Annotated in this window: 20 protein-coding genes and 1 pseudogene; 10 read left to right on the forward strand and 11 right to left on the reverse strand. The window is 65.6% G+C overall.

Going from position 1 to position 22,048, the window contains the following annotated elements; all coding sequences use genetic code 11:
• Window positions 1-59: 59 nt before the first annotated feature.
• From AU188_RS06215 to AU188_RS06240, 6 genes are all read right to left on the reverse strand, one after another.
• The gene (locus tag AU188_RS06215; RefSeq protein ID WP_156426595.1) at window positions 60-764 is read right to left on the reverse strand and encodes a L,D-transpeptidase family protein; all 705 of its coding nucleotides are present in this window, start codon (window positions 762-764) and stop codon (window positions 60-62) included.
• 93 nt (window positions 765-857) lie between these two features.
• On the reverse strand, window positions 858-1,994 hold the full coding sequence (locus tag AU188_RS06220) for a glycoside hydrolase 5 family protein (RefSeq protein ID WP_059162867.1): 1,137 nt from the start codon (window positions 1,992-1,994) through the stop codon (window positions 858-860).
• 104 nt (window positions 1,995-2,098) lie between these two features.
• Window positions 2,099-3,265 carry an acyl-CoA dehydrogenase family protein gene (locus tag AU188_RS06225; protein WP_059162868.1) on the reverse strand — a complete coding sequence of 389 codons (1,167 nt, stop codon included), beginning with the start codon at window positions 3,263-3,265 and terminating at the stop codon, window positions 2,099-2,101.
• The gene (locus AU188_RS06230) at window positions 3,258-4,451 is read right to left on the reverse strand and encodes an acyl-CoA dehydrogenase family protein (protein WP_059162869.1); all 1,194 of its coding nucleotides are present in this window, start codon (window positions 4,449-4,451) and stop codon (window positions 3,258-3,260) included. The genes AU188_RS06225 and AU188_RS06230 overlap by 8 nt, the downstream gene beginning before the upstream one ends.
• Before the next feature lie 47 nt (window positions 4,452-4,498).
• Window positions 4,499-5,329: an LLM class F420-dependent oxidoreductase gene (locus AU188_RS06235; RefSeq protein WP_059162870.1), complete on the reverse strand. Its 831-nt coding sequence runs from the start codon at window positions 5,327-5,329 to the stop codon at window positions 4,499-4,501.
• A 69-nt stretch (window positions 5,330-5,398) separates the two neighbouring features.
• Window positions 5,399-5,848, reverse strand: a complete 450-nt coding sequence (locus AU188_RS06240; protein WP_286137321.1) for a COG4315 family predicted lipoprotein — start codon at window positions 5,846-5,848, stop codon at window positions 5,399-5,401.
• A gap of 16 nt (window positions 5,849-5,864) precedes the next feature.
• Here AU188_RS06240 and AU188_RS25480 point away from each other — a divergent pair, with 16 nt between their 5' ends.
• Window positions 5,865-6,146 carry a hypothetical protein gene (locus AU188_RS25480; RefSeq protein WP_172799405.1) on the forward strand — a complete coding sequence of 94 codons (282 nt, stop codon included), beginning with the start codon at window positions 5,865-5,867 and terminating at the stop codon, window positions 6,144-6,146.
• On the opposite strand, the gene AU188_RS06245 is transcribed toward AU188_RS25480, so the two are convergent.
• Complete coding sequence (locus AU188_RS06245; protein ID WP_059162872.1) at window positions 6,143-7,774, reverse strand: AMP-binding protein; 1,632 nt, start codon at window positions 7,772-7,774, stop codon at window positions 6,143-6,145. The two genes, AU188_RS25480 and AU188_RS06245, sit on opposite strands and share 4 nt — an antisense overlap.
• 190 nt (window positions 7,775-7,964) lie before the next feature.
• On the opposite strand from AU188_RS06245, the gene AU188_RS06250 reads away from it, so the two are divergent.
• Entirely contained in the window at window positions 7,965-8,594 is a 630-nt protein-coding gene (locus AU188_RS06250) for a TetR/AcrR family transcriptional regulator (RefSeq protein WP_059162873.1), read from the forward strand.
• 98 nt (window positions 8,595-8,692) lie between these two features.
• Here AU188_RS06250 and AU188_RS06255 read toward each other — a convergent pair.
• Window positions 8,693-10,467: pseudogene (locus AU188_RS06255) on the reverse strand (acyl-CoA dehydrogenase family protein).
• A gap of 187 nt (window positions 10,468-10,654) precedes the next feature.
• Here AU188_RS06255 and AU188_RS06260 point away from each other — a divergent pair.
• Complete coding sequence (locus AU188_RS06260) at window positions 10,655-11,608, forward strand: DUF5996 family protein (protein WP_059162874.1); 954 nt, start codon at window positions 10,655-10,657, stop codon at window positions 11,606-11,608.
• Between the two features lie 70 nt (window positions 11,609-11,678).
• Complete coding sequence (locus AU188_RS06265; protein ID WP_286137322.1) at window positions 11,679-12,086, forward strand: VOC family protein; 408 nt, start codon at window positions 11,679-11,681, stop codon at window positions 12,084-12,086.
• A 43-nt stretch (window positions 12,087-12,129) separates the two neighbouring features.
• On the opposite strand, the gene AU188_RS06270 is transcribed toward AU188_RS06265, so the two are convergent.
• Window positions 12,130-13,128 carry a glycoside hydrolase family 6 protein gene (locus tag AU188_RS06270; protein ID WP_059162876.1) on the reverse strand — a complete coding sequence of 333 codons (999 nt, stop codon included), beginning with the start codon at window positions 13,126-13,128 and terminating at the stop codon, window positions 12,130-12,132.
• Between the two features lie 150 nt (window positions 13,129-13,278).
• Here AU188_RS06270 and AU188_RS06275 point away from each other — a divergent pair, with 150 nt between their 5' ends.
• From AU188_RS06275 to AU188_RS06300, 6 genes are all read left to right on the forward strand, one after another.
• Window positions 13,279-14,310 carry a fused (3R)-hydroxyacyl-ACP dehydratase subunits HadA/HadB gene (locus AU188_RS06275; RefSeq protein ID WP_059162877.1) on the forward strand — a complete coding sequence of 344 codons (1,032 nt, stop codon included), beginning with the start codon at window positions 13,279-13,281 and terminating at the stop codon, window positions 14,308-14,310.
• Window positions 14,311-14,483: 173 nt separating this feature from the next.
• On the forward strand, window positions 14,484-15,485 hold the full coding sequence (locus AU188_RS06280) for a Bug family tripartite tricarboxylate transporter substrate binding protein (protein ID WP_059162878.1): 1,002 nt from the start codon (window positions 14,484-14,486) through the stop codon (window positions 15,483-15,485).
• On the forward strand, window positions 15,482-16,024 hold the full coding sequence (locus tag AU188_RS06285) for a tripartite tricarboxylate transporter TctB family protein (protein WP_059162879.1): 543 nt from the start codon (window positions 15,482-15,484) through the stop codon (window positions 16,022-16,024). Before AU188_RS06280 ends, AU188_RS06285 begins: the two co-directional genes overlap by 4 nt.
• Window positions 16,024-17,559, forward strand: coding sequence for a tripartite tricarboxylate transporter permease (locus AU188_RS06290; RefSeq protein WP_059162880.1), 1,536 nt, complete (start codon window positions 16,024-16,026; stop codon window positions 17,557-17,559). The genes AU188_RS06285 and AU188_RS06290 overlap by 1 nt, the downstream gene beginning before the upstream one ends.
• A gap of 74 nt (window positions 17,560-17,633) precedes the next feature.
• Window positions 17,634-17,978: a hypothetical protein gene (locus AU188_RS06295; protein ID WP_059162881.1), complete on the forward strand. Its 345-nt coding sequence runs from the start codon at window positions 17,634-17,636 to the stop codon at window positions 17,976-17,978.
• A 97-nt stretch (window positions 17,979-18,075) separates the two neighbouring features.
• Window positions 18,076-19,467 carry an alanine/glycine:cation symporter family protein gene (locus tag AU188_RS06300; RefSeq protein WP_059162882.1) on the forward strand — a complete coding sequence of 464 codons (1,392 nt, stop codon included), beginning with the start codon at window positions 18,076-18,078 and terminating at the stop codon, window positions 19,465-19,467.
• Window positions 19,468-19,556: 89 nt separating this feature from the next.
• On the opposite strand, the gene AU188_RS06305 is transcribed toward AU188_RS06300, so the two are convergent.
• A complete protein-coding gene (locus AU188_RS06305) occupies window positions 19,557-20,264 on the reverse strand; it encodes an alpha/beta hydrolase (RefSeq protein WP_059162883.1) in 708 nt (235 codons plus the stop codon).
• A gap of 101 nt (window positions 20,265-20,365) precedes the next feature.
• Entirely contained in the window at window positions 20,366-21,964 is a 1,599-nt protein-coding gene (locus AU188_RS06310; protein WP_059162884.1) for a flavin-containing monooxygenase, read from the reverse strand.
• Window positions 21,965-22,048: the final 84 nt, after the last annotated feature.

A 22,048-nucleotide genomic window follows, 5' to 3' on the forward strand; every position in this document is an offset into this window, starting at 1 on the left:
GTAGGTAGGTAGTAGTAGCCGCTTGCGCCGCTCCTTACACCACGTCGTCGCGCAGACGGTCACGCCCGTGACGGCACCAGCGACGGGCTCCCGACGCCGATGGTGATCCGCGGGGCCGCCGACGGATCCAGCCACTTCAGCACCGAGCGCATCTCCTCGCGGCCGATGGCCACACATCCCCAGGTCGGGTTGCCGTCGGTCACATGAAGAAAGATTCCGGAGACCCGCCCCGGGATGCGTTGCGGGTTCACCGCGATATTGACGGCGTAGTCGTAGACGGGTCCGGAGTCGTAGAGGTTCTCCGCGATCGACGACGGTTTGCGTGGTCCGCGCACGTGGGTGTTGTACGTGGGCGAGTCGGCGTCCTCGTCCCACCAGTCTTGGTTTGTGGTCTGGAAGTACGGCATCTTGGTGCCGGGATTGGGCTCGCGCCCGAAGGCCTGGTCGAACGTGAACGTTCCGACGGGCGTGCGGTGCACACCGTCGGCAGGGGCGCCGACGCCGAGCGCGCCCACTTTGGCGGGCGTCGGGCCCAGGACCGCTTTCCATTGTCGGCCGACGCGCTGAAAGGCGGTGAGGGTTCCCGACGTTGCGTCGGCGGCGGGCACGCCCACAACGATCCACTGCGTGGACTGCCCGGTGGGCGTAGTCGCCGGCTGGGCCGCGACGGGTGCAGCGAGTGACACACTCAGGAGCACAGCCCCGAGTTGCGCCAGTGCTTTTCGCAGTTTCACGGGTACCTCGGGACCGGAACGAGCCAGCATTCTTTGACGTGTCCGGTGATCTTCTCAGAGACTTGCGCGCGGTCGGGTCACCGAGATCCGTTCGCTATCAAAGAGAAATACGGTCGCGACACCTCAGCTGGCGTTGGTCACCCCGGCCAGCTTCTGGATGACGCGTATCTCGTCGTTGTCATGGGCTCGTCCGTCGGGGTGGATCAGGTCGCTGAACCACGTCTCCGGAAGCGTCGTGTAAGGCTCCTTCCACGAGTCCCACGGCAGGTACGTCTGCGTTCGCCCAGCGACGAAACCCCAGTTGTAGGCGGCGACATTGCGCCGCTTGGTGATCGGGAGGATTCCTTCGACGGTGCTGCCCAGGTTCCGCGCCAAATACTCCGTGCACAGGATCGGGCGCCCCAGCGGTGTGAGTTCGTCGATGCGTGCTTCGAATTCGGCGGGGTCGCCGTAACTGTGGAAGCTGATGACGTCCGACTGCTCGAGCTGAATGCTGCAGATCTTGCTGCGGCCTGCCGGGTCTCTCCAGTGGCCCTGCCACACACCGCTGGTCAACGGTTGAGTCGGATTGACCGCACGCGCCCACTGGAAGACGTGCGGTAGGAACGCAGCGACGAGTTCCAGCTTGTCCTCGTGTTCGACCTTGCGGTAATCGCGCGCCGGGTTGTCCGGCTCGTTCCACAGGTCCCATCCCAGGACGCGTGGATCGTCGCGAAACAGGCCCACCACCCCGGTCACATAGCTTTGCAGCACGCGGGTGTAGGCAGGATCCTGCAGCCGGTGGGCGCCCGGGCTCTGTACCCAACCGGAGTTGTGCACTCCTTTGATCGGCGGGCGTTGACGACCCGCTCGAGGCAACGGATTCCAGCACGAGTCGAACAGGACGAAGAGCGGCTTGATGTTGTGACTCGCCGCGATGGAGACGAACTGAGATAGCCGTTGGCTGAAGCCTGTCCGGTCGGTAGCCCACAACTGGTCGTGCAGAAACACCCGCATGGTGTTCATCCCGATCCGCTTGGCCACGCTGAGTTCACCGTCGATGCGGCGCGCGTCGTAGGTGCCCGCCTGAAACATCTCCAGTTGGTTGACGGCGTTGGAGGTGACGTAGTTCGCGCCCAGCAGCCAGCCCTGTTGCCCGTACCAGGCGTTGGCGCGGTCAGCCGACCATCGACCCGTCTCGCCGGATGCGAGCGGAAGCTTGGTCAGCGCCGCGGCCGCTGCCAGGTACAGCGGGAGTTTGAGCGCGGTTCGCCGGTGCACCTTTCGAACATAGTGTTCGTGGCCGAACCGACACTGGCCATGTCTCGTCCTGCAACACAACAGGTTTCGAATCGTTACCGACGAGGGTGAGGAAAGTCACGACGTCAGGCGGGCTGACCGTCGGCGACCCGTGGGACCCGGTCGGCGGTGGCATCGTCGAGCACCATCACCGCGACCCGGTCCCGGTGAGCCTCTGCGCTGCCCAGCAGGACCGCGTCGGTCGCGGCGCGCTTGTAATAGAGATGGGCCTGGTGCTCCCAGGTGAACCCGATCCCGCCGTGTACCTGGATGGTGTCGTTGGCGACGTGGCTGAGCGCAGCCGAACAGACGGCTTGGGCGATGCTCGTCGCGAGCGCGGGATCGTCGGATCCGTCGGTCAGAGCCCAGACTGCGTGATAGGCAGTCGATCTCGCGTGTTCGACGTCGACCAGCAGGTTCGCCAGGCGATGCTTGACCGCCTGGAACGATCCGATCGGCCGGCCGAACTGCAGCCGCGATTTCGCGTACTCGACGGACAGGTCGAGCAGATGCTGCGCGGCGCCGACCTGCTCGACGGCGAGCAGCGCCGCACCGACCTGCAGCGCGTGGTCGAGGACTCGCGGGGTTTCGCCGGGACCGGCGATCAGGCGCCCGGAAGCGTCGGAGAATGTGATGTTCGCTTCGGGCCGGGTGAGGTCGAGGGTCGCCAACGGCGTTCGCTTCACCTCGCCGGCGGCGGTGTCGACGGCATACAGCGCGACGCCGTCGGATCCGCGCGCGGGCACCAGCAGGACATCGGCGGAGCCACCGTCGACGACTTGAGCCACCATGCCGGACAACGCCTCCCCGTCGGCGGTCACCGCCACCGAATCCGGCTCGAAAACTCCCGCCCGGTCCACCACCGCGACCGCCGCGGTGCGCCGACCCTCGACGAGGTCGGCCAACAACTCGTCACGAGCCGGACCGGCCGGAGCGGCGACCAGCGCGGGAATTGCGAGGTACACCGTGCCGAACAGCGGCCCGCACGCCAACCGCGCGCCGAGTTCCTCGATCGCGACGGCCTGATCCACCAGGGTGCCGCCGACGCCGCCGTCGGCTTCGGGCACCGACAGCCCGAGCACCCCGAGCTCGGCACCGAGCCGCGCCCAGACCTTCGGGTCGAACGGCGGGTCGGACTCCATGAGCCGCCGGACGTTGTCTTCGGCGAAGTGCTCGGCGCTGAACTTGCTCACCGCGTCGCGCAATTGCGCCTGCTCGTCGGTGAACCTGTACTCAGCTTGAGTCTCAACCACGGGGAATCTCCTTCCAGGGCATGCCGGCGTCGGCCCGCAGATCACCGGGCAACCCGAGGATGCGTTCGCCGAGGATGTTGCGCATCACCTCGGAGGTGCCGCCTTCGATGGTGTTGGCGCGGCTGCGCAGATACCGCTGCTGGATCGGGCCCTGCCAGTCCCGCTCGCCGGTGCCACTGCCCTGCTGGTATCCGTGGTACAGAAGCCCTTCGGGGCCAAGGAAATCCATGCACCACTGATAGATGTCCTGGTTGAGCTCGGCGCCGACAAGCTTGCCGATCGAACCCTCCGGGCCCGGACCGCCGACCGTGGCGGCGGCTCGCGACCGTTCCGAGGTCAGCCGCTGCGCCTCCGAGCGCAGCCACAGCTGCGTCAGCCGGTCACGCAACACCGGTGTGCGGCGCTCCGGCCGCGACGCCCACAGCCCCGTCGCGTCGGCGATCGTGCCCGCGCCTCGGCGGCTGCCGCTGCCGCCGAGCGCGGTGCGTTCGTTCATCAGCGTCGTCATGGCGACGGCCCACCCGTTGTCGACGTCACCGAGGCGGTGCTGGTCCGGGATGCGCGCGTCGGTGAAGTACACCTCGTTGAACTCGGCCTGCCCCGTCATCTGGCGCAGCGGGCGGGTTTCGACGCCCGCGCCGTGCATGTCGATGACGAAATACGTCAAGCCCTTGTGCTTGGGCACATCGGGGTTGGTGCGCGCGAGCAGTAGCCCCCACCGCGCGCGGTGGGCCAGACTCGTCCAGACCTTCTGGCCGTTGATCACCCAGTCGTCACCGTCGCGCGCCGCGGAGGTGGCCAGCCCGGCCAGGTCGGACCCGGCACCGGGCTCGGAGAACAGCTGACACCACAGGTCCTCGGTGGTGGCCAACGGGCGCAACCATTTCCGCTTCACCTCCTCGGTCTGGGCGTGCTCACGGATCGTCGGCGCGGCCATGCCGTAGCCCATCGGGTTGAGCCCGAGCGGTACCGGCCCGCCTGCGCCCTGCAGAACGCGGTCGGCGACCGCCTGAAGTCCGCGGGACACTCCCAGCCCGCCCAGGCCCTCGGGGAAGTGCACCCAGGACAGGCCGGCGTCGTAGCAAGCGCCGAGGAATTCGGGGATGGGCACGCTCTTCGGGTCGTGGTCGGCGACGACTCCGCGCGCCAGCTCAGCGACGCGGTCGGCGTCAGCGGCATTGCTCATGGATGTCACGATAGAAACTCGACGCGCGTCGAGCGTCAGCGGGACCCTCAGCCGCGATATCCGGCGACCTTCTCGGCGTATTCGTCGAGCAGACGAAGCGATTCATCGTGCGGCTTGGTGGGAAGCAGCAGGTTCGCCTGCCGGTAGCCGAGCTCTTCGAGGGCACGCCAGTAATCCGGGTCGATCGGGGTGCCGAATGTCGTCAGCGGGACATCGTGGTGCGCGCCCGCACGCATCTGGTCGATGCGTTTGGTCAGCCGCTCGACCGGAAGTGGGTTCGACATCCATCCGGCGCCATGGCGGATCACCCGCTTGACGGTGGCATCGGAGTCGCCGCCCACGAGGATGGGCGGATGGGGCTTTTGAACCGGTTTGGGACGCAAGTACGACGAGTCGAAATCGACGTAGCGGCCGTGGTATTCGGCCGGTTCCTCCGTCCACAACGCCTTGATGGCCTCGATGCGTTCGTCGAGCAGCGCGCCGCGCGTCTTCGGGTCGGTGCCGTGATGGCGCAGTTCCTCGATGTTCCAGCCGGCGCCGACACCGAACACGAACCGGCCACCCGAGATCAGGTCGATGCTGGCCGCTTCCTTCGCGGTGATGATCGGGTCGCGCTGGATGAGCAAAGCGATTCCGGTGATCAACTCGATCGTCGACGTCACCGCCGCGGCGGCCGCGAGTGTGACGAACGGATCCAGCGTGCGGTAGTAGATCTTGGGCAGGTCACCGCCCATCGGGTACGGAGACTGCCGACTGGCCGGGATGTGGGTGTGCTCGGCGATCGCGAGCGCGTCAAAGCCCCGTTCTTCGATCGCGCGGGCCAACGACACGGTGTCGATGGTGTCGTCGTTGACGAAAGTGGAGATCCCGAACTTCATGTGCGCACCTAACTGCCGTCGTCAGGGGCTGGCAACGCCCGTTCGGACCACGCTATTCCTCGGCGATCCTCAAGCCAGGGGCTCGCCGTTCTTCGTCAGGACGTGCCATTCGCCGCCGAACATGTCCAACCCCTGACCCTTGGCGTCCCTGTCCGTCTGGTCGCCCGCGTATCGATAGAGCGGGATTCCCTTGTAGGTCACCTGGTCACCGCCGTCGCGACGTGGCACGGTCCGGGCCGCCGCCACGCTGATACCTATGCCGCCCGCCGGATCACTGTCGGCCAGCACGGGCAGCCAGGTGTCGGCGCATTCGCCGTAGCAGGTGGGTTCGTTCGCCGAGTCCGCCGAGAAGGCATACAGGGTTCGGCCGCTGCTGTCGACAATGATCTCCCCCAGGTCGGGGCGGTCATCGATGGCGAGGGAGACGTCGCCGATCGGCAATTTCCGCTCGACGGACGGCGGCGGGTAGGGCGCCGGGGCGGTTGCATCGGTTCGCAATGCGGTCGCCGCAGTCTGCACGCCGGAAGTCTCAGAGTTGTTCGCCGTCTTGTTGTCGAACGCCGAACAACCGGTCAGTGCGATGACGCTGAGTGCGACGGTCGACGTGCAGGCGACGCTCCGGAATGCTGCAGCCGAATTTCGAGGCATGGGCATGCTGCATCATTACCAGCCGCGCCGCGGCTCGAGCGTGTCGGGGTACGTGCTCGCCGTTTCAGCCGACGGTCTGTCCGCCGTCCAAGACGAGGGCGTGGCCGAGGGTGAAGGCGGCGTTGTCAGAGCACAGTTCTCTTCGCCTGCGCCTTTCCTTGGGCGCTAGCGGTCGAGGCCCAGGATCTCGACGCTGCGCTCGCGCATCTCGACCTTGCGCACCTTGCCCGTGACCGTCATCGGAAACTCGTCGACCACGTGCACGTAGCGCGGAATCTTGTAGTGCGCGAGCTTGCCCGCGGCGAACGCGCGCACGGCGTCGGCGTCGAGCGCGGGCCGGCCCGGCTTCATCCGGATCCAGGCGCACGTCTCCTCGCCGTACCGGTCGTCGGGAACGCCGATCACCTGGGCGTCCTCGATGTCCGGGTGCGTGTAGAGGAACTCCTCGATCTCCCGCGGATAGATGTTCTCCCCGCCGCGGATGACCATGTCGTTGATGCGGCCCACCACGTTGCAGTAGCCGTCGTCACGCATCACGGCCAGATCGCCGGTGTGCATCCAGCCGTCGGAATCGATTGCCGCAGCGGTCTTCTCGTCCTCATTCCAGTAGCCCAGCATCACCGAATAGCCCCGCGTGCAGAACTCGCCCGGTTGTCCGCGCTCGACGGTGGCACCGGTGTCGGGGTCGACGATTTTGATCTCGACGTGGGGATGCGCCCGTCCGATCGTCGCGGTGCGTCGTTCCAGGTCGTCGTCGATGAGCGTCTGGCACGATACCGGCGACGTCTCGGTCATGCCGTACGCGATCGCCACCTCCGACATGTTCATGTCGTTGATGCAGCGCTTCATCACCTCGACCGGGCACACCGCACCGGCCATGATCCCGGTCCGTAGCGTCGACAGGTCGCGGTCGGTGAACTCGGGGTGGTTCTGCATCGCGATGAACATCGTCGGGACGCCGTACACGCCGGTGCAGCGTTCGCCCTCGATGGCGGCGAGCGTCGATCCGGGATCGAAACCCGGTGCGGGAATCACCATCGTGGTGCCGTGACTGGTGCACCCGAGGTTGCCCATCACCATGCCGAAGCAGTGGTAGAAGGGCACCGGGATACACAATCGGTCGTTCGGGCCGAGCTTGATCAGCTCCGTGGTGAAGTAGCCGTTGTTGAGGATATTGCGGTGCGACAGTGTCGCGCCCTTCGGAAAACCCGTTGTACCCGAGGTGTATTGAATGTTGATGGGGTCGTTGGCGGACAGGCCGGCCATACGCGTCGCCAAGGCCTCGGACGGCACTTCGTCGGCGCCCGCGCGTAACGCCTCCCAGTCGGGCGTCCCGATGTAGACGACGTCGGTCAGCGCTGGCACGTCCGAGCGGACCTGTTCGACCATCGCCACGTAGTCAGACGTCTTGAACGACGTCGCGGCGATCAACGCTCTGGCCCCGGATTGGTTGAGCACGTAGGCCAGCTCATGGGTGCGGTAGGCGGGATTGATGTTGACGAGGATCGCGCCGATTTTCGCTGTCGCGTACTGGGTGATGGTCCACTGCGCGCAGTTCGGCGCCCAGATGGCGACCCGCTCGCCCGTGCCGATCCCCAACGCCATGAGGCCCCGCGCAACGACGTCGACCTCGTCGTCGAGTTCGGCGTACGTGTAGCGCAGACCCTGCGCGACATCGACGAGCGCTTCACCGTCGGGGTGCCGGGCGACGGTGGCTTCGAAGTTGGCGCCGATCGTCTGCTCCAGCACCGGCGTGTCGGTCGGTCCTGCGTCGTAAGACTTTCCGGTCGACGGCATTGCACCAGGTCCTTGCATCGGTAGTCGGCCTCGAACGGGGCACCCGATCGATACTGCTCATCCTCGCGCCTGCGCAACTCGGCACGGCACAAAATTGCGGAGATCGGACGTGGGGATGTCGCGCAGGGCGGCTGCGGAGGGCCGAAATGGAACGGTACGGTACCGTATCGAGGAGCGCAAGCGCTTTGTCATGGAGAACGCGCAGCGAAGCTCGGTCGAGGAGGAGCCTGTGCCGCCGGAATACGCGCACGATGCGTCGGCATCGCGGTGGACCCCCCGCGAAGCGGAGCTGTTGGCGATCACGCTGCAGCAGTTGCAGCAGCACGGATACGACCGATTGACCGTGGAAGCCGTGGCGACACAGGCGAAAGCGAGCAAAGCGACGGTATACCGGCGCTGGCCGTCGAAGGCGGACCTGGTGCTCGCGGCCTTCGTCGAGGGCACCCGCGTCACGGCCGTCCCGCCCCGCACCGGCTCGTTGCGCAGCGACTTGCTGGAGCTCGGCGCCTCGGTGTGCCGGCAGGCGTGTGCGCACGGCAGCACGATGCGGGCGGTGCTGAACGAGATGTCGCACAACCCCGGTTTGAGACAGGCGATGCAGGACGAGTTTCTCCATCAGCGCAAACTCGTGATCAACGAAGTGCTGGCCGAGGCTGTCGAGCGCGGAGAGATCGACGCGGCAGCGGTCAACGACGAGATCTACGACCTGCTACCGGGTTACCTGGTATTCAGGGCGTTGGTGTCCACACGGCCGCCGACCGAGGAAACCGTCCGCATCATGGTCGACGACGTGCTTCTGCCCAGCCTGGGCTACCGCTGAACGTTGGCGCCGTTGGTCGCTGGAGACCAGGCTCGACGAACGGTTGCGGGAGAATGCGGGAAGCGCGCCCGCTGGCGTTCTCATAAGCTTTGAAGCGTTCAATCCAGCGTCAGCGCCCCATCCAGGAGTTCATCGAAGCGTCCGATCGCCTCGTCCTCGTCGGCGTCAATGCCGCGAAGCGGTCCGCGGTCGACGAGGTAGCGCTGTGCGTACAACCGAGCCACAGCGCCTTGCGATCCGACCCGTACGTGGCGCGTTCCCAAGCCGCCTGCTCGGTCAGCAATGCGGCCGCGTAGACGTCGCCGATGAACTGCGCGAGCGGAAACAACCGCGCCTCCGCGAGATCACCATCGAGCTTCTTCCACGCGGTGATCGCGGCGTCGAGATCGTCGATGCGGCGGCTGACCAGGCGTGTCGTTTGTTCGTCATCGCACACCGATATCGCGTCACGAAGCCGCGCCAACATCGGCTCGTGTGCGCTCGACTTCTCGATTCCCCGCCTGACGTCCAGGCACAGAATGTTGTCCGGGCCCTCCCAAATGGTATTTACCTGAGCATCCCGGAGAATTCGTGCGACAGGCCAAGTTTCGATGTAGCCGTTGCCGCCGTGGATCTCGATCGCGTCGGACGCCATGGTGATACCCAGCCGCGCGACCTTCAGCTTGGTCACCGGCACGGCGATGCGCTGCCGGACTTGTCGTGGCTGTTGGTGATTCGGATGACCTGCCCCATCGAACACCAGCGCGAGGGCGGCTTCGGAGTCAACGATCATCTCGGCCAGCTTGCGCCGCATCAACGGCTTGTCGCTCAGCGTTTCGCCGAATACGCACCGGCTCTGGGCGAAACACAATGACTCGACCAGTGCCCGTCGGGCAGCAGCCGCAGCGAACAGGGCGGTGCCCAGTCGCGCTGAGTTCGTCAGTTCCATCATCCGGCCCAGTCCTTTGCCGTCGGACGGCCCGGCATCACCGGTCGCCTCTCCCGACAACAGAAACGCCTCGGCGTCGACGAACTCCACTTCACCAGATGCCACCGATCGGGTGCCGAGCTTGTCTTTGAGCCGCCTGATCCGGATGCCGTTGCGCGATCCGTCGCGACGAGTCCGCAGCACGAGGAACGTGGCGATACCGCGGCTGGAGTCCGGCGCACCTTCCGGTTTAGCCAGCACGACGAACACCTCGCCGTCGCAGTTCGAGGCGAACCACTTGAATCCGTTCAGTAGCCAAGCGTCACCGTGCCGCGTAGCCGTCGTCTCCAGCGCGCCGAGGTCCGAGCCGCCCGTCCGTTCGGTGAACATCTGAGCGGTCTCGCCCTCCCATTCGCCCGAGGCGAACTTGGCCAGTACGTAATCGCGCACATCGGGCGGCGCGTAGGCCGAGACTTGCGACTTGACCATGCCCCCGCCAGTCCCCAGCGCGCAGCCCATACCGATGTCGGCCTGGTTCATCAGATAGTTCGACGCAAACAAGATCAGTGATGGGCTCACACCGTTGGCGCGCGCTTCTTCGCGCAGCGCCGACTGAGCCTCGAGGATCGCCCGTTTGGATTGGGTGAACGACGGCGGCTGCACCACCTGGCTGATGTCATGGCCCCAGCGGTCATACCGTTCGAGGTGCGCGGGACTGCGGTCGGTCTCTTCGGCCCACTTCGCCACCGGCCCGCCCATCAATTCTCCGGCGCGGGTCAAGTGTGGTTCGGCGAACGCCAGCTCGTCGGGCTGCAAGTAATACGCCATCGTCGACCGCAGGGTCGGATCGGTCGTGAACCAGTTGAGACCCACTGCTCCTTGATAGTTCTCCGTGCGATAGCGCGCGGCCTTCTCTGCAGTGGCGAAGGGCAGGTGGTCGACAGCTTCGCCCTTGTAGGGGGTCATCCAGCCACGCTATTACAGATTTCTGTCGCCTGTTGTGAAATCGTAATACTGTTCTGTCTCGCTGGCATCCTCCTTCGTTTGGGTATTTCGGTCGTGCGACCTTCTCGACTTCGCCCTGCCGGTGAGCAGATCAGACAGTCACTGATCCATGTGCATAGGTTCTGTCCGCCGGGGAAAGCTGATGAATATGGCAGGCCTCCCCACAACCAAGTCCACGTCGTCGAACGGTTGGCCACAGCTGCGGGTCGACGATTGGAGCGCGTCGCGCGAAACGCTGCATATGTGGACACAGATCGTCGGCAAGATCCGGCTCGCGCATGCGCCGATGGTCAACCATTGGTGGCAGGCCACTCTCTACGTCAGCCCGCGGGGATTGACCACTTCCGCAATACCGTCCGGAGCCGGGGTGTTCGACATCGAATTCGACTTCATCGAGCATCGGTTACACATCCGCTCCAGCGACGGCGAAGCCCGTCAGATTGCGCTCGAGCCCAAATCCGTCGCTGATTTCTATAGCGAGACAGTGCATGCGCTCGGTGAGCTCGGAATCACGGTCGAGATTCAGGCCAGGCCGAATGAAGTCGAGCCCTCGATCCCATTCGCCGACGACTACGGGCACACCTCCTACGATGCCGACGCCGTGCAGCTGTTCTGGCGCCAACTCGTAGCGGCCGACCAAGTCATGCACGAATTTCGCTCGCACTTCATCGGCAAGGTCAGCCCCGTGCACTTTTTCTGGGGCGCCATGGATCTGGCCTGCACCAGGTTTTCTGGCCGCACTGCACCCAAGCATCCCGGCGGCGCGCCGAACTGTGGTGACTGGGTGATGGAGGAGGGCTACTCCCACGAGCTGAGCAGCTGCGGCTTCTGGCCGGGCGGCGGCGACGAAGGCGCGTTCTACGCCTACGCCTATCCCGAGCCCAACGGCTTTGCCGACTATTCCGTTGCACCTGAGCAAGCCTTCTACAGCACCGAGAACGGCCAGTTCCTGCTGCCGTACGAGGCGGTGCGAACCGCAGCAGATCCGGCCAGAACCCTCTTGGAGTTCCTGCACACCACGTATCAAGCGGCTGCCGAACGCGGCAACTGGGACCGCGCCGCGCTCGAAGTCGATCCCCACCGATGGCGTCACAAGCAGTAGCCGTCAGCTCACTGAAAGGGGAATTGTGTTCAGCCGCAACGATCTACCCGCTCCCGAACAGGGATTGATTTTGACGCATTTTCTGACCGTGCGCGATGTAGCGGCCTCGCGTGATTTCTACGCCGACATCTTCGGTGGTGAAATCGTGCTCGAGGAGAACCCCGCCATCGTCAAGGTTGCCAACAGTTGGATCATCATGAACCCCGGCGGCGGGCCCACCCCGGACAAACCCGACATCACCCTCTCGCCACCACAGGCAGGTGACCCGGTCTCGGCGTTTCTGAACGTGCGAGTGGCCGACATCTACGCATTCCACGCCGATGCCAAAACCAAAGGCGCTCAGTTTCTTACCGAACCACTCGACCGCAAAGCCGAGATTCGCTGCTATATCCGCGACCCCGACGGCTACCTCATCGAGATCGGACAAGCCACCGGCATGCTCCGCGGCGTCTACGCCGACCGGTCCGAGGACAACTAGGTGTACGTCCAGGGGTACCGCTAAACGTTGGCGCGCAAGGCTTTTACCGCGGGCGAGCGTTGCTGGCCAGCTCGATGGCGTACTGATTGACGAAGGTGCCCGCCGGGGGATCGCCTTTGTCGCAGGTTCCGTCGGATTCGCCGGGCCGCTTGATCCACAGGTACGCATCGGCATGCGGGCCCGCAGTCTGCGTGGTGGGCGGAACACCGAGCGCTCGGCCGTCGGGATTGCACCAGTGCAGCGGTGAGTCGGGGGCCGCGCCGTTGCCGTTGCGCGACGTGTCGATCACGTAGTGGGAACCGTTGGTGAGGCCGGAAATCGCCTCCCCGTAACCGATTTCCTCCTCGGTGGTGAAGAAGTTCGCGACGTTGAGGCTGAAGCCCCGCGCGCGGTCGACGCCGGCCTGGTTGAGCCGGGCGGCCATCTCCTCGGCGCTGTGCCAGCGCAAGTGGCCCGCGTCGACGTACACGGCCGCGGCCGGATTGCGGGTGAAGGTGTCGACGGCGTAGCGGATCAGGTCGAACCGCTCCTGGCGCTGGTCACCCGACAGGCAATCGGCCATGGCGAGCGCGTCGGGTTCGAGGATGATCGCCACCCGCGAGCCACCCAGGTCGGCTGCGATGCCGTCGATCCACGCCCGGTAGTCGGCGCCCGACGCGAAACCACCTGCCGCGAAGCTGCCGCAATCGCGGTGCGGGATGCCGTAGAGGGCCAGCACCGGCAAGGCGTCGGCTGCTTGCGCGTCGCCCACGTACTTCGCGACCGTCGCCGCGGAACCACCGGGCACGAGCCAGTACGCCTGCGGCGTGTTCGCGATGGCGGTCAGCTCGGGGCTCGGCGGGTCGGCCTTCTGCGCGGCACGCATGGCCGCCGACGCGGGGTTGACGTAGAAGGGCATCCCGGCCAACGGGTTCGCGTCGCTGGCCAGGCGCACCACCGGGGCCTCAGCCGGCGGGGCAGCCAGAAGACCGGCGCATGCAACAACCGCGGTCAGGACTGAAGGGAGCCACCGAGCGAGCGCGCGAGCAGGGGAGATGAGCACCCGATGAACATAGCGGCTCGGCCATCGACGTCGCGCAGTGGCGGCGGCGGACGCATTGCTCGGATCTTGACGTTGTGGGCCGAGCTAGTGAGCGCGTTAGGGTGCTTCGATCGGCCTCAACGAACAAGCCGATAGAAGAGTTGGACACGCATGACTGCAGCAGCAGAAACGTCGGCGCTCGAAGCGCGGGTCGGCCACTGGTACCAGATGGCCGGCACATACCTTGTCGGCCGCGAGAAGGTCCGCGAATACGCCAGGGCGGTTCAGGACTATCACCCCGCGCATTGGGACGTCGCAGCCGCCGCTGAGCTGGGATATTCCGATGTGGTGGCGCCGCTGACGTTCACATCGACGCCGGGTATGTCGTGCAATCGCCGCATGTTCGAAGAGATCGTCGTCGGCTACGACACCTACATGCAGACCGAAGAGGTCTTCGAACAGCACCGTCCGATCGTCGCGGGCGACGAGTTGACCGTCGACGTCGAGTTGACGAACGTGCGCAAGATCGCCGGCCGCGACCTCATCACGGTGACGAACACGTTCACCGACACCGCCGGCGAGCGGGTGCACACCCTGCACACCACCGTCGTCGGCGTGACCGCCGAGGATGTCGATCCGGCGATCAAGTCCGCCGTGCAGAACGCGATGATGCACGACGTCGATTTCTCGGGGATCGGCACGCTCGATGCCGCCTATGAGAAGACGGTGCGTCCCGAGGGCGAGATCCGGATCGCTGAAGGGGGTATGACCCGCGAGCCCGGGACGCCGTCCTTCGACGAGGTCAAGGTCGGCGACGAGCTGCCCGTGCATCACACCCGGCTGTCGCGCGGCGACCTGGTGAACTATGCCGGAGTTGCCGGCGACGCCAACCCGATCCACTGGGACGAGGACATCGCCAAGCTGGCGGGGCTGCCGGACGTGATCGCCCACGGAATGCTGACCATGGGGCTGGGTGCGGGATTTCACTCGGCGTGGTCGGGCGACCCCGGTGCGGTGACCCGCTACGCGGTACGGCTGTCCGCTCCCGCGATCGTGTCGGCCAAAGAAGGTGCCGACATCGAGTTCAGCGGCCGGGTCAAATCGCTGGACCCGGCCACACGCTCGGGCGTCGTCATCGTCGGCGCGAAGTCCGCTGGCAAGAAGATCTTCGGCTTGGCGACGATCAGCGTCCGCTTCCGCTGAGGCGCCGAAGCGTCAGGCTACGAAGTCAACGCTGGGGTCACACACCCAACGGTCACCGTTGGAGGTCAGCGCGAGAGACGCGGCCAGGCCACGCGCCGATTCCAAATACGTGACCGCAGGTCGCGTGGAAGGGTCAGTATGTGGCTGAGACCGTGCTCGCGAAGGGATAGGGCATGCGCGTTCCGACAGCTGTCCGGTGGATCCTGGGGGTGGTCTGTGTCGGCGCTTTGGTGGTGGCGGCGGGTGTCAACGCGAACCGGACCGGCTCCGGAGCCGAGGCCCGCGCCAAGCTCACACTGATCGCGCCCGCCGCGGCCGGTGGCGGTTGGGATCTTGTCGCACGCGAGTCTCAGCAGGCACTGCGGTCAAACCGCATTGTCAACAATGTGCAGGTGGTCAACGTTCCCGGCGCCGCTGGAGCGATCGGGCTCAGCCAACTGTCTCGGCTCGGCGACGACCCGACCACGATGATGGTGACCGGCACGGTCATGCTCGGCGGGGTCGAGCGCAACGACTCGCCTGTCGCACTGTCTGATATGACGCCCATTGCCCGGCTCGCCGAGGACTTCGAAGTCATAGTGGTGCCGGCTGATTCGCCATACCAGACGCTCGGCGAGCTGATCGAAGCGTGGCGCGCCGACCCAGCGGCAATGCCCATCGGTGGCGGCTCGGCCGGCGGAATCGACCACATGGTCGCCGCCCAACTCGCGCGCGAAGCGGGAATCGACCCGGAGCAGATCCGATACGCCGCCTACGCCGGCGGCGGCGAACTGACCATCAACCTGCTGTCCACGGCGCCGGGCACACCCGACGTCGGAATCAGCGGATACAACGATTTCCGGGACATGCTGGCCGAGGGACGACTGCGGACACTGATGGTGGTTGCGCCGGAGAGGTTGGAGGGCCTCGACGCTCCGACCGCTGCCGAGGCCGGCTATCCGGCCGTCGATCTGGTGAATTGGCGCGGTTACGTCGCCCCGGCCGGTCTCACCGACGGACAGCGGCAAGAACTCATCGAAATCGTTGGGGAAATGGTCGAGACCGAGCATTGGCGAAGCGTCGTCACGCGGAACCGCTGGAAGGAAACCTTCCTGACGGGGAACGACTTCGGCAGGTTCATCCGCGAGGAGGAGCAGCGGGTGAAGACCATTCTGGACGATTTGGGGCTGACATGACGGTAAGCGACCACGACACCGCTGCGTCGGACAAATCAGCACCGCCGCATAGGTTTTGGACCGGTAAGAGCGCATTGATCATGCCCGCGCTGATGGTGTGCCTTGGGCTGGTCCTGGTCTACGGGATCTTCGACATGGAGATCGCCGACGACTCGGAAATCTTCGGGCCCAAGGCGTTCCCGTGGATCACCGCCGGGTTCTGCTTCCTCATCGCCGCGCTGCTCACCCTGGTCATCCTGCGCAATCCTGAGGTGCCCGAACCGGTGTTGGACGAGGGGCGCCCCATTCCCAGTCTGTTCAGCAACTGGCGATCCACCGGAATCACGATCGGGTCGTTCGTGGCGTTCACGGTGCTGCTGATCCCCGCCGGCTGGATCATCGCCGGAGCGGTCGTCTTCTGGGGAGTGACCGTCGGTCTCGGCAGCACGCGGTATGTCGCGAATCTCCTGATCGGGCTCGCGATTTCGTCGATCATGCAACTGATATTTGCCGGCTTGCTCGGCCTGAGCCTGCCCCCGGGCGTGATGGGGATGTTCTGATGGACTCGCTGACTGGACTGATCGGCGGGTTCGGTGACGTCCTCACTCCGGTCAACCTGCTTTACGTCTTCATCGGCGCCGTCATCGGCACGGCGGTCGGGGTGCTGCCCGGACTGGGATCGGCGATGGCGGTCGCGCTGCTGCTGCCGGTGACGTTCACCCTCGACCCGCTGGCCGCGCTGGTGATGTTCGCGGGCATCTATTTCGGGGGACTCTTCGGCGACTCGATCGCCGGAATCCTCATGAACACGCCAGGAAACTCGACTGCGATCGCCGGATCGCTCGAGGGACACCGAATGGCCAGGAAGGGCCGCGGCGCACAGGCATTGGCGACCTCGGCGATAGGCGCGTTCATCGGGGGCATGGTCGCCACGGCCCTGGTGGTGTTCTTCGCACCCGCGCTGGCGGAGTGGGCGACCAAGTTCGGTCCGGGTGAGTACTTCGCGCTGGCGTTGTTCGCGTTCATCGCCACTTCGGCGGTGGTGTCGGAGTCGGTGCTCAAGGGCGCGGCGGCGTTGCTGATCGGCCTGGTGCTGGCGATGATCGGCACCGACGAGGTCAGTGGTTCTCAGCGGTTCACCTTCGACAACGTGGCGCTCTTCGACGGGATCAGCATCGTCGTGATCACCGTCGCGATGCTCGCTGTCGGTGAGGTCATCTTCGTCGCCTCGCGTATCGGACGGCCCGACGACCGCAGCTTCACGCCGTCAACAGGACGCCCGTTCCTGTCCAGGGCCGAGTACCGGGAGGCGTTGCCGGCATGGTTGCGCGGCACCGCCGTCGGCGTGCCGTTCGGCGTCATCCCGGCCGGCGGCGCCGAGGTCCCGACGTTCCTCGCCTTCGGTGTCGAGAAGCGACTGGACAGCCGGCGACAGGTGCCGATGTTCGGCAAGGGCGCGATCCGTGGCGTTGCCGGTCCAGAAGCGGCCGGCAACTCTACGGCGGGCACGGCGATGGGTGCTCTGCTGGCGCTGGGACTGCCGACGTCGGCCACCGCGGCGATGCTGCTGGCCGCGTTTCAGCAGTACGGTATGCAGCCGGGTCCGCTGCTGTTCGACCGCAGCGCCGACATCGTTTGGGCGCTCATCGCCAGCCTGTTCATCGGGATGGTCGTATTGCTGGTGTTGAATCTGCCGTTCGCTCCGCTGTGGGCAAGACTGCTCTCGATCCCCAAGGAGTACCTCTATGCGGGGATCGCAGTGTTCGCCTGCTTCGGCGTGTACGCCGCGAGTTCGGCGATCATCGACGTCGTGTTCATGCTGGTGCTCGGTGTGCTCGGATTCGCCATGCGCCGCTACGGCATCCCGCTTGCGCCGGTGTTGATCGCGGTCATCCTCGGCCCGCTTGCGGAGTCGTCGCTGCGCGCCGCGATGAACAACTCGCAGAACAATCCGCTCACGCTGGTGAGCACACCGATCACGATCACCTTGTATGCCCTGCTAGCCGTCGTCATCGCAATCAGCACCTACAACAAGCTGAGACTGCGCAAGGAAGTACCGGCATCGGCGCGCAGCACCGAGGACGTGGCCGGCTGAGAGTCTCAAATAGTTTGTCGTCCTCGTTATTTCGCGTCATACCCTAGTCATCTGAGGTCGGCTGCACCGGGGACGTGCTCGATGACAGCAGCACTGACCCGATGATGGTCGGCGAGGACGCCGCCATCGATGTGGACGAGGAGCCCGACCGTTGGCTCGGGTTCGATTGCGTCGGCTCGCGGGACGGCTGGCACGACATGGCGGCTTTCGCCGAGCGGCAACCTGGTGCGGCACTGCGGGAGCGACTGCAGCAAGCGATGGAGGGCAAGGGCGCGTTCCGGCGGTTCCGCGATCTCGTCCACCAGGAGGGGCTCGCCGGACAGTGGTACACCTTCTCCACCGACCGTCAATCGGGTCGCGTCCGCGAGTTCCTCGCCGACGCGGGCATTCGTGTCGGCTCACAGTTTGACGGACGCTAACTCGCGTAACTGACGATCGACGCCCGCGCCGATCCCCGAGGTTGGGTAGGTGGACTACGGTTTCACCAGTCCGATGTCTCTGTGATCCGGCGGTGCGATGACCACTCTCGACGACTTTCTAGGCGATGCCAGTTCTTTCATCTGGGGCCCCTGGCTGCTGATCCCGCTGCTCCTGCTGACCGGCCTGTATCTGACTGTGCTGTTGCGCGGGATCCAGGTGCGCCGGTTCCGGCTGGCGTTCTGGCTGGCGTTCGTCAAGCGTAAGGATCCGGGCGCCGAAGGCGATATCTCGCACTACCAAGCGTTGTCGACGGCCCTGGCTGCGACCGTGGGCGTCGGTAATATCGCCGGCGTCGCGACCGCGATTGCCCTTGGCGGTCCCGGGGCTGTGTTCTGGATGTGGTTCACCGGCATGGTCGGCATGGCGACCAAGTACAGCGAAGCTTTTCTCGGCGTACGCTTCCGTCGCACCGACGCCGCCGGGGAGCAATCCGGTGGTCCGATGCACTACCTACGTCGCGGCATCAAAGGGCCAGTGGGCGTGTTTCTCGGCGGATTCTTCGCGGTCGCAGGAGCGCTGGCCGCGTTCGGCATCGGCAACATGACGCAGGCCAACACCGTCGCGGCGAACGTCAACGAAGAGTGGGGTGTGTCGGCACCCATCACAGGCGCGGTGATCGTGGTGCTGGCCGCCGCGGTGATCTTGGGCGGCATCAAGAGCATCGGGCGGGTCACCAGCCTGTTCGTCCCGGTGATGATCGTCATCTACATCGTCGGCGCGGCAGCCGTCCTCGCCTTCAACATCGGCGAAGTGCCGCGAGCCTTGGGCGTCATCTTCACCGACGCCTTCACCGGCACCTCGGCCACTGGAGGTTTCGCGGGGGCGGCCGTCGCAGCGGCGATTCGCTACGGCGTCGCGCGTGGCATCTTCTCCAATGAGTCGGGGCTGGGAACCGGCGGCATCGCTGCGGCCGCGGCGAAGACGACCCACCCAGTCCGGCAGGCGCTCGTGTCGATGACTCAGACGTTCATCGACACGCTCGTGGTGGTTAGCTTCACCGCGCTGACGATCGTCGTCACCGGCGTATGGAAGGAGGCCGGCCCCGAGGAGGCCGCCAGTTTCACCGCACGCGCATTCGCCGAGGGTCTCCCCGGGAGCTGGGGCAGCGTCATTGTCACGCTCAGCGTGATCTTCTTTGCGTTCTCGACGCTGCTCGGATGGTCCTACTACGGCGAGCGGTGCGTGGAGTACCTGTTCGGACGGAAGGCGGTCTTTCCGTACCGGATCCTTTTCATCATCGTGATCTACCTCGGTGCCACCACGGCTCTCAAGACGGTCTGGACCTTCTCCGACGTCATGAACGGTCTGATGGCGCTGCCCAACCTCATCGGTCTGATCATCCTGTCCCCCTTGGTCTACCGCGAGACCCGCGCCTACTTCCGCGGCGAGGAGCACGCGGACGACATGCGGGCGCGGAGCGATGTCTGAGGCGTACCGGCCAGCTCCGGCGACGGATAGTAAGGAATTGGTGTTGGGGTGCGGACCCCTCCGGGGCCGCCGTGGGCGTGAAGTCGACGCTACACAGTCCGCCCGTCCGACGATGTGCCGTCGTCCAGGTACGCGACCAGTCGCTCGGCGAGCTCGCCCGGACGACTCTTCGCCACCAGATGCCCTCCGGGCATCACGTCGGCCTCGACGCCGAGTCGGTCACGCGCAACCCGCATCTGGAATGCGGCCGGGAACAAGCGGTCGTCAGCGGCGACAAGGACGTGGATGGGGACATCCGGCCACGCCTCGAAGGTGCACGGTTGCCCGAACGGTGTGTCAGCCGGTTCGCGATCACCCTCGGCCATCTCGGCCTTGACGTCGCCGGGGATGTCGTGCAGGAAGATCTCCTCGAGGTCGAACTCGTTCGACCGTCCGGCTGCTTGGTTGGCCGCTCGGCGAGCTTCATCCGAGCCGGTGACCTCAAACCATTCCCCCGGCGACTCGCCAGGAATCGGGATCATCGGGTTTAGCAACACAATGCGGGCGAGGGCGTCGCGCTTACTGATCATCGGCGCGGTGAACGCGCCCATCGATTGGGCGACGAGCACCACGTCGCGATGCTCGCCGATGGCCTCATCGGTGATGGCCGCGTACTCGCCCAGACCCAGCGCCGGATTGTCACCCTCGATCTCGATCGGGATCGCGGTGTGGCCCCGCGCCTCCAGTTCGGCCGTCACCTCGCGCCAGTACACCTCGCCGGCCCCTCCGGCGCCGGGGAGCAGGACGAACGTCGCCATTTTCCGCTCCCTTCGCAAGCCTCTGAAAGTCTAGACACGGCCTTAGCGTGCTCTCATGGCGAACTCGCTTGCGAGCAATGAACTCTGCACCTCGGTGCCGGTTACGCCTCGATGACGTCGAAGCCCTTGTAGCCCGCATCGGCCACCTCGGCGATGATCTGACCGTATACCCCAAAGCCGCCGACGAACGGCATGAACACCCGCGGCTTACCGGGGATGTTGGCACCCAAGTACCATGAATTGGCTTGTGGCATCAGCGTTCCCGCCGCCCGCCGAGTGCACTCTTCGACCCACTCCGCGGCCGCTTCTGGGCGTGCCTCCAGCGCGACCGCTCCTCGTGCGCTGAGGTATGCGATGGCGTCCGCCACCCAGTCCACATGCAATTCCGAGTGCAGGACCATATTGGCGAGCACCGACGGACTGCCCGGGCCCGTCATGTTGAACAGGTTCGGAAACCCCGCAACGCTGAGGCCGAGGTATGTCGCCGGTCCGTGCGCCCACGCCTCGTTCAGGCTCTGGCCGCCGCGGCCGACGATGTTGAGCTTGGCGACCGACCCGGTCATGGCGTCGAAACCGGTGGCCAACACGAGCGCGTCCAGTTCGTAATACGCATCGGAAGTGTGTACACCGGCGGCGTCGATCCGCTGGATTGGCGTGGCCCGCAGATTCACCAGGTGGACGTGGTCGTGGTTGAACGTCTGGTAGTAGTTGTCGTCGGTGCAGATCCGCTTGGTTCCGATCGGGTGGTCGGTGGGAATCAGCAAATCGGCCGTCGCGGGGTCGTCGATCACCGCGCGCACCTTCTGCTCCCAGAACACCCGCGCCGTGTCATTGGCTTCCAGGGTGACCAGCTGATCGGCGAACGTCTTGGAGAACAGCACACCACCCAACTGCCACCGCTTTTCATAGGCCTCGCGGAGTTCCTCGTCCGACGCCTCGACGGCCAACTTCGGGTGCGGCTGGTGCGGCGAGCCGCCGCCACTGGCCATCGACAATCGACGCCGCTCGGCGTAGTTCGCTTTGTGGCTCGCCCGCGTCGCGTCATCGAGCGGCACATTGCCCGCGGGCACACTGTAGTTCGCAGTGCGCTGGAAGACATGCAGCCGAGCGGCCTGCTCGGCGATGCACGGAATTGCCTGGATGCCAGAGGATCCGGTGCCTATCACGCCGACGCGCTTACCGGTGAAGTCCACGTTCTCGTGCGGCCAATACGCCGTGTGGTACACCGCGCCACCAAACGAGTCCAGTCCGTCGATCGCGGGTATGTTCGCGTTCGACAGCGGACCAACGGCCAACACGCAGAATCTCGTGGTCACCACGTCCCCGCGGTCGGTGCGAACCTGCCAACACAGCGTGTCCTCGTCGAGGACGACATCGGTCACCCGGGTGCCGAAGGTGATGTCGCGCCGCAAGTCGAAGCGGTCCGCGACATGGTTCAGGTACCGCAGGATCTCGGGCTGCGTCGCGTACTTCTCGCTCCAGTTCCACTCCTGCTGAAGGTCTTCGTCGAACGAGTACGAGTAATCGACGCTTTCGACGTCGCAGCGAGCGCCGGGGTAACGGTTCCAGTACCAGACACCGCCTACCCCGTCGGCGGCCTCGAACACGTGCACCGACAGCCCGTCGCCGCGCAGGCGATGCAGCGCATAGAGGCCGGCGAAGCCGGCGCCGATTACGACCACATCGACGTTCTGGTGCATGACTGAGACGGTATGAGCCACGCCAACCGAGCGACATCCGACGTCTCATTGGGCGGGACTGCGCGGTGACGCGGGCCCTCCACG

It is taken from the genome of Mycobacterium sp. IS-3022, assembly GCF_001500065.1.
Taxonomy (GTDB): domain Bacteria; phylum Actinomycetota; class Actinomycetes; order Mycobacteriales; family Mycobacteriaceae; genus Mycobacterium.

What these genes read in the sequence shown, in the direction of transcription:
- AU188_RS06215 (WP_156426595.1), bottom strand. Translation starts at nt 764, where the DNA reads ATGCTGGCTCGTTCCGGTCCCGAGGTACCCGTGAAACTGCGAAAAGCA.
- AU188_RS06230 (WP_059162869.1), bottom strand. Translation starts at nt 4,451, where the DNA reads ATGAGCAATGCCGCTGACGCCGACCGCGTCGCTGAGCTGGCGCGCGGA.
- AU188_RS06235 (WP_059162870.1), bottom strand. Translation starts at nt 5,329, where the DNA reads ATGAAGTTCGGGATCTCCACTTTCGTCAACGACGACACCATCGACACC.
- AU188_RS06245 (WP_059162872.1), bottom strand. Translation starts at nt 7,774, where the DNA reads ATGCCGTCGACCGGAAAGTCTTACGACGCAGGACCGACCGACACGCCG.
- AU188_RS06250 (WP_059162873.1), top strand. Translation starts at nt 7,965, where the DNA reads ATGGAGAACGCGCAGCGAAGCTCGGTCGAGGAGGAGCCTGTGCCGCCG.
- AU188_RS06260 (WP_059162874.1), top strand. Translation starts at nt 10,655, where the DNA reads ATGGCAGGCCTCCCCACAACCAAGTCCACGTCGTCGAACGGTTGGCCA.
- AU188_RS06275 (WP_059162877.1), top strand. Translation starts at nt 13,279, where the DNA reads ATGACTGCAGCAGCAGAAACGTCGGCGCTCGAAGCGCGGGTCGGCCAC.
- AU188_RS06280 (WP_059162878.1), top strand. Translation starts at nt 14,484, where the DNA reads ATGCGCGTTCCGACAGCTGTCCGGTGGATCCTGGGGGTGGTCTGTGTC.
- AU188_RS06285 (WP_059162879.1), top strand. Translation starts at nt 15,482, where the DNA reads ATGACGGTAAGCGACCACGACACCGCTGCGTCGGACAAATCAGCACCG.
- AU188_RS06290 (WP_059162880.1), top strand. Translation starts at nt 16,024, where the DNA reads ATGGACTCGCTGACTGGACTGATCGGCGGGTTCGGTGACGTCCTCACT.
- AU188_RS06300 (WP_059162882.1), top strand. Translation starts at nt 18,076, where the DNA reads ATGACCACTCTCGACGACTTTCTAGGCGATGCCAGTTCTTTCATCTGG.
- AU188_RS06305 (WP_059162883.1), bottom strand. Translation starts at nt 20,264, where the DNA reads ATGGCGACGTTCGTCCTGCTCCCCGGCGCCGGAGGGGCCGGCGAGGTG.
- AU188_RS06310 (WP_059162884.1), bottom strand. Translation starts at nt 21,964, where the DNA reads ATGCACCAGAACGTCGATGTGGTCGTAATCGGCGCCGGCTTCGCCGGC.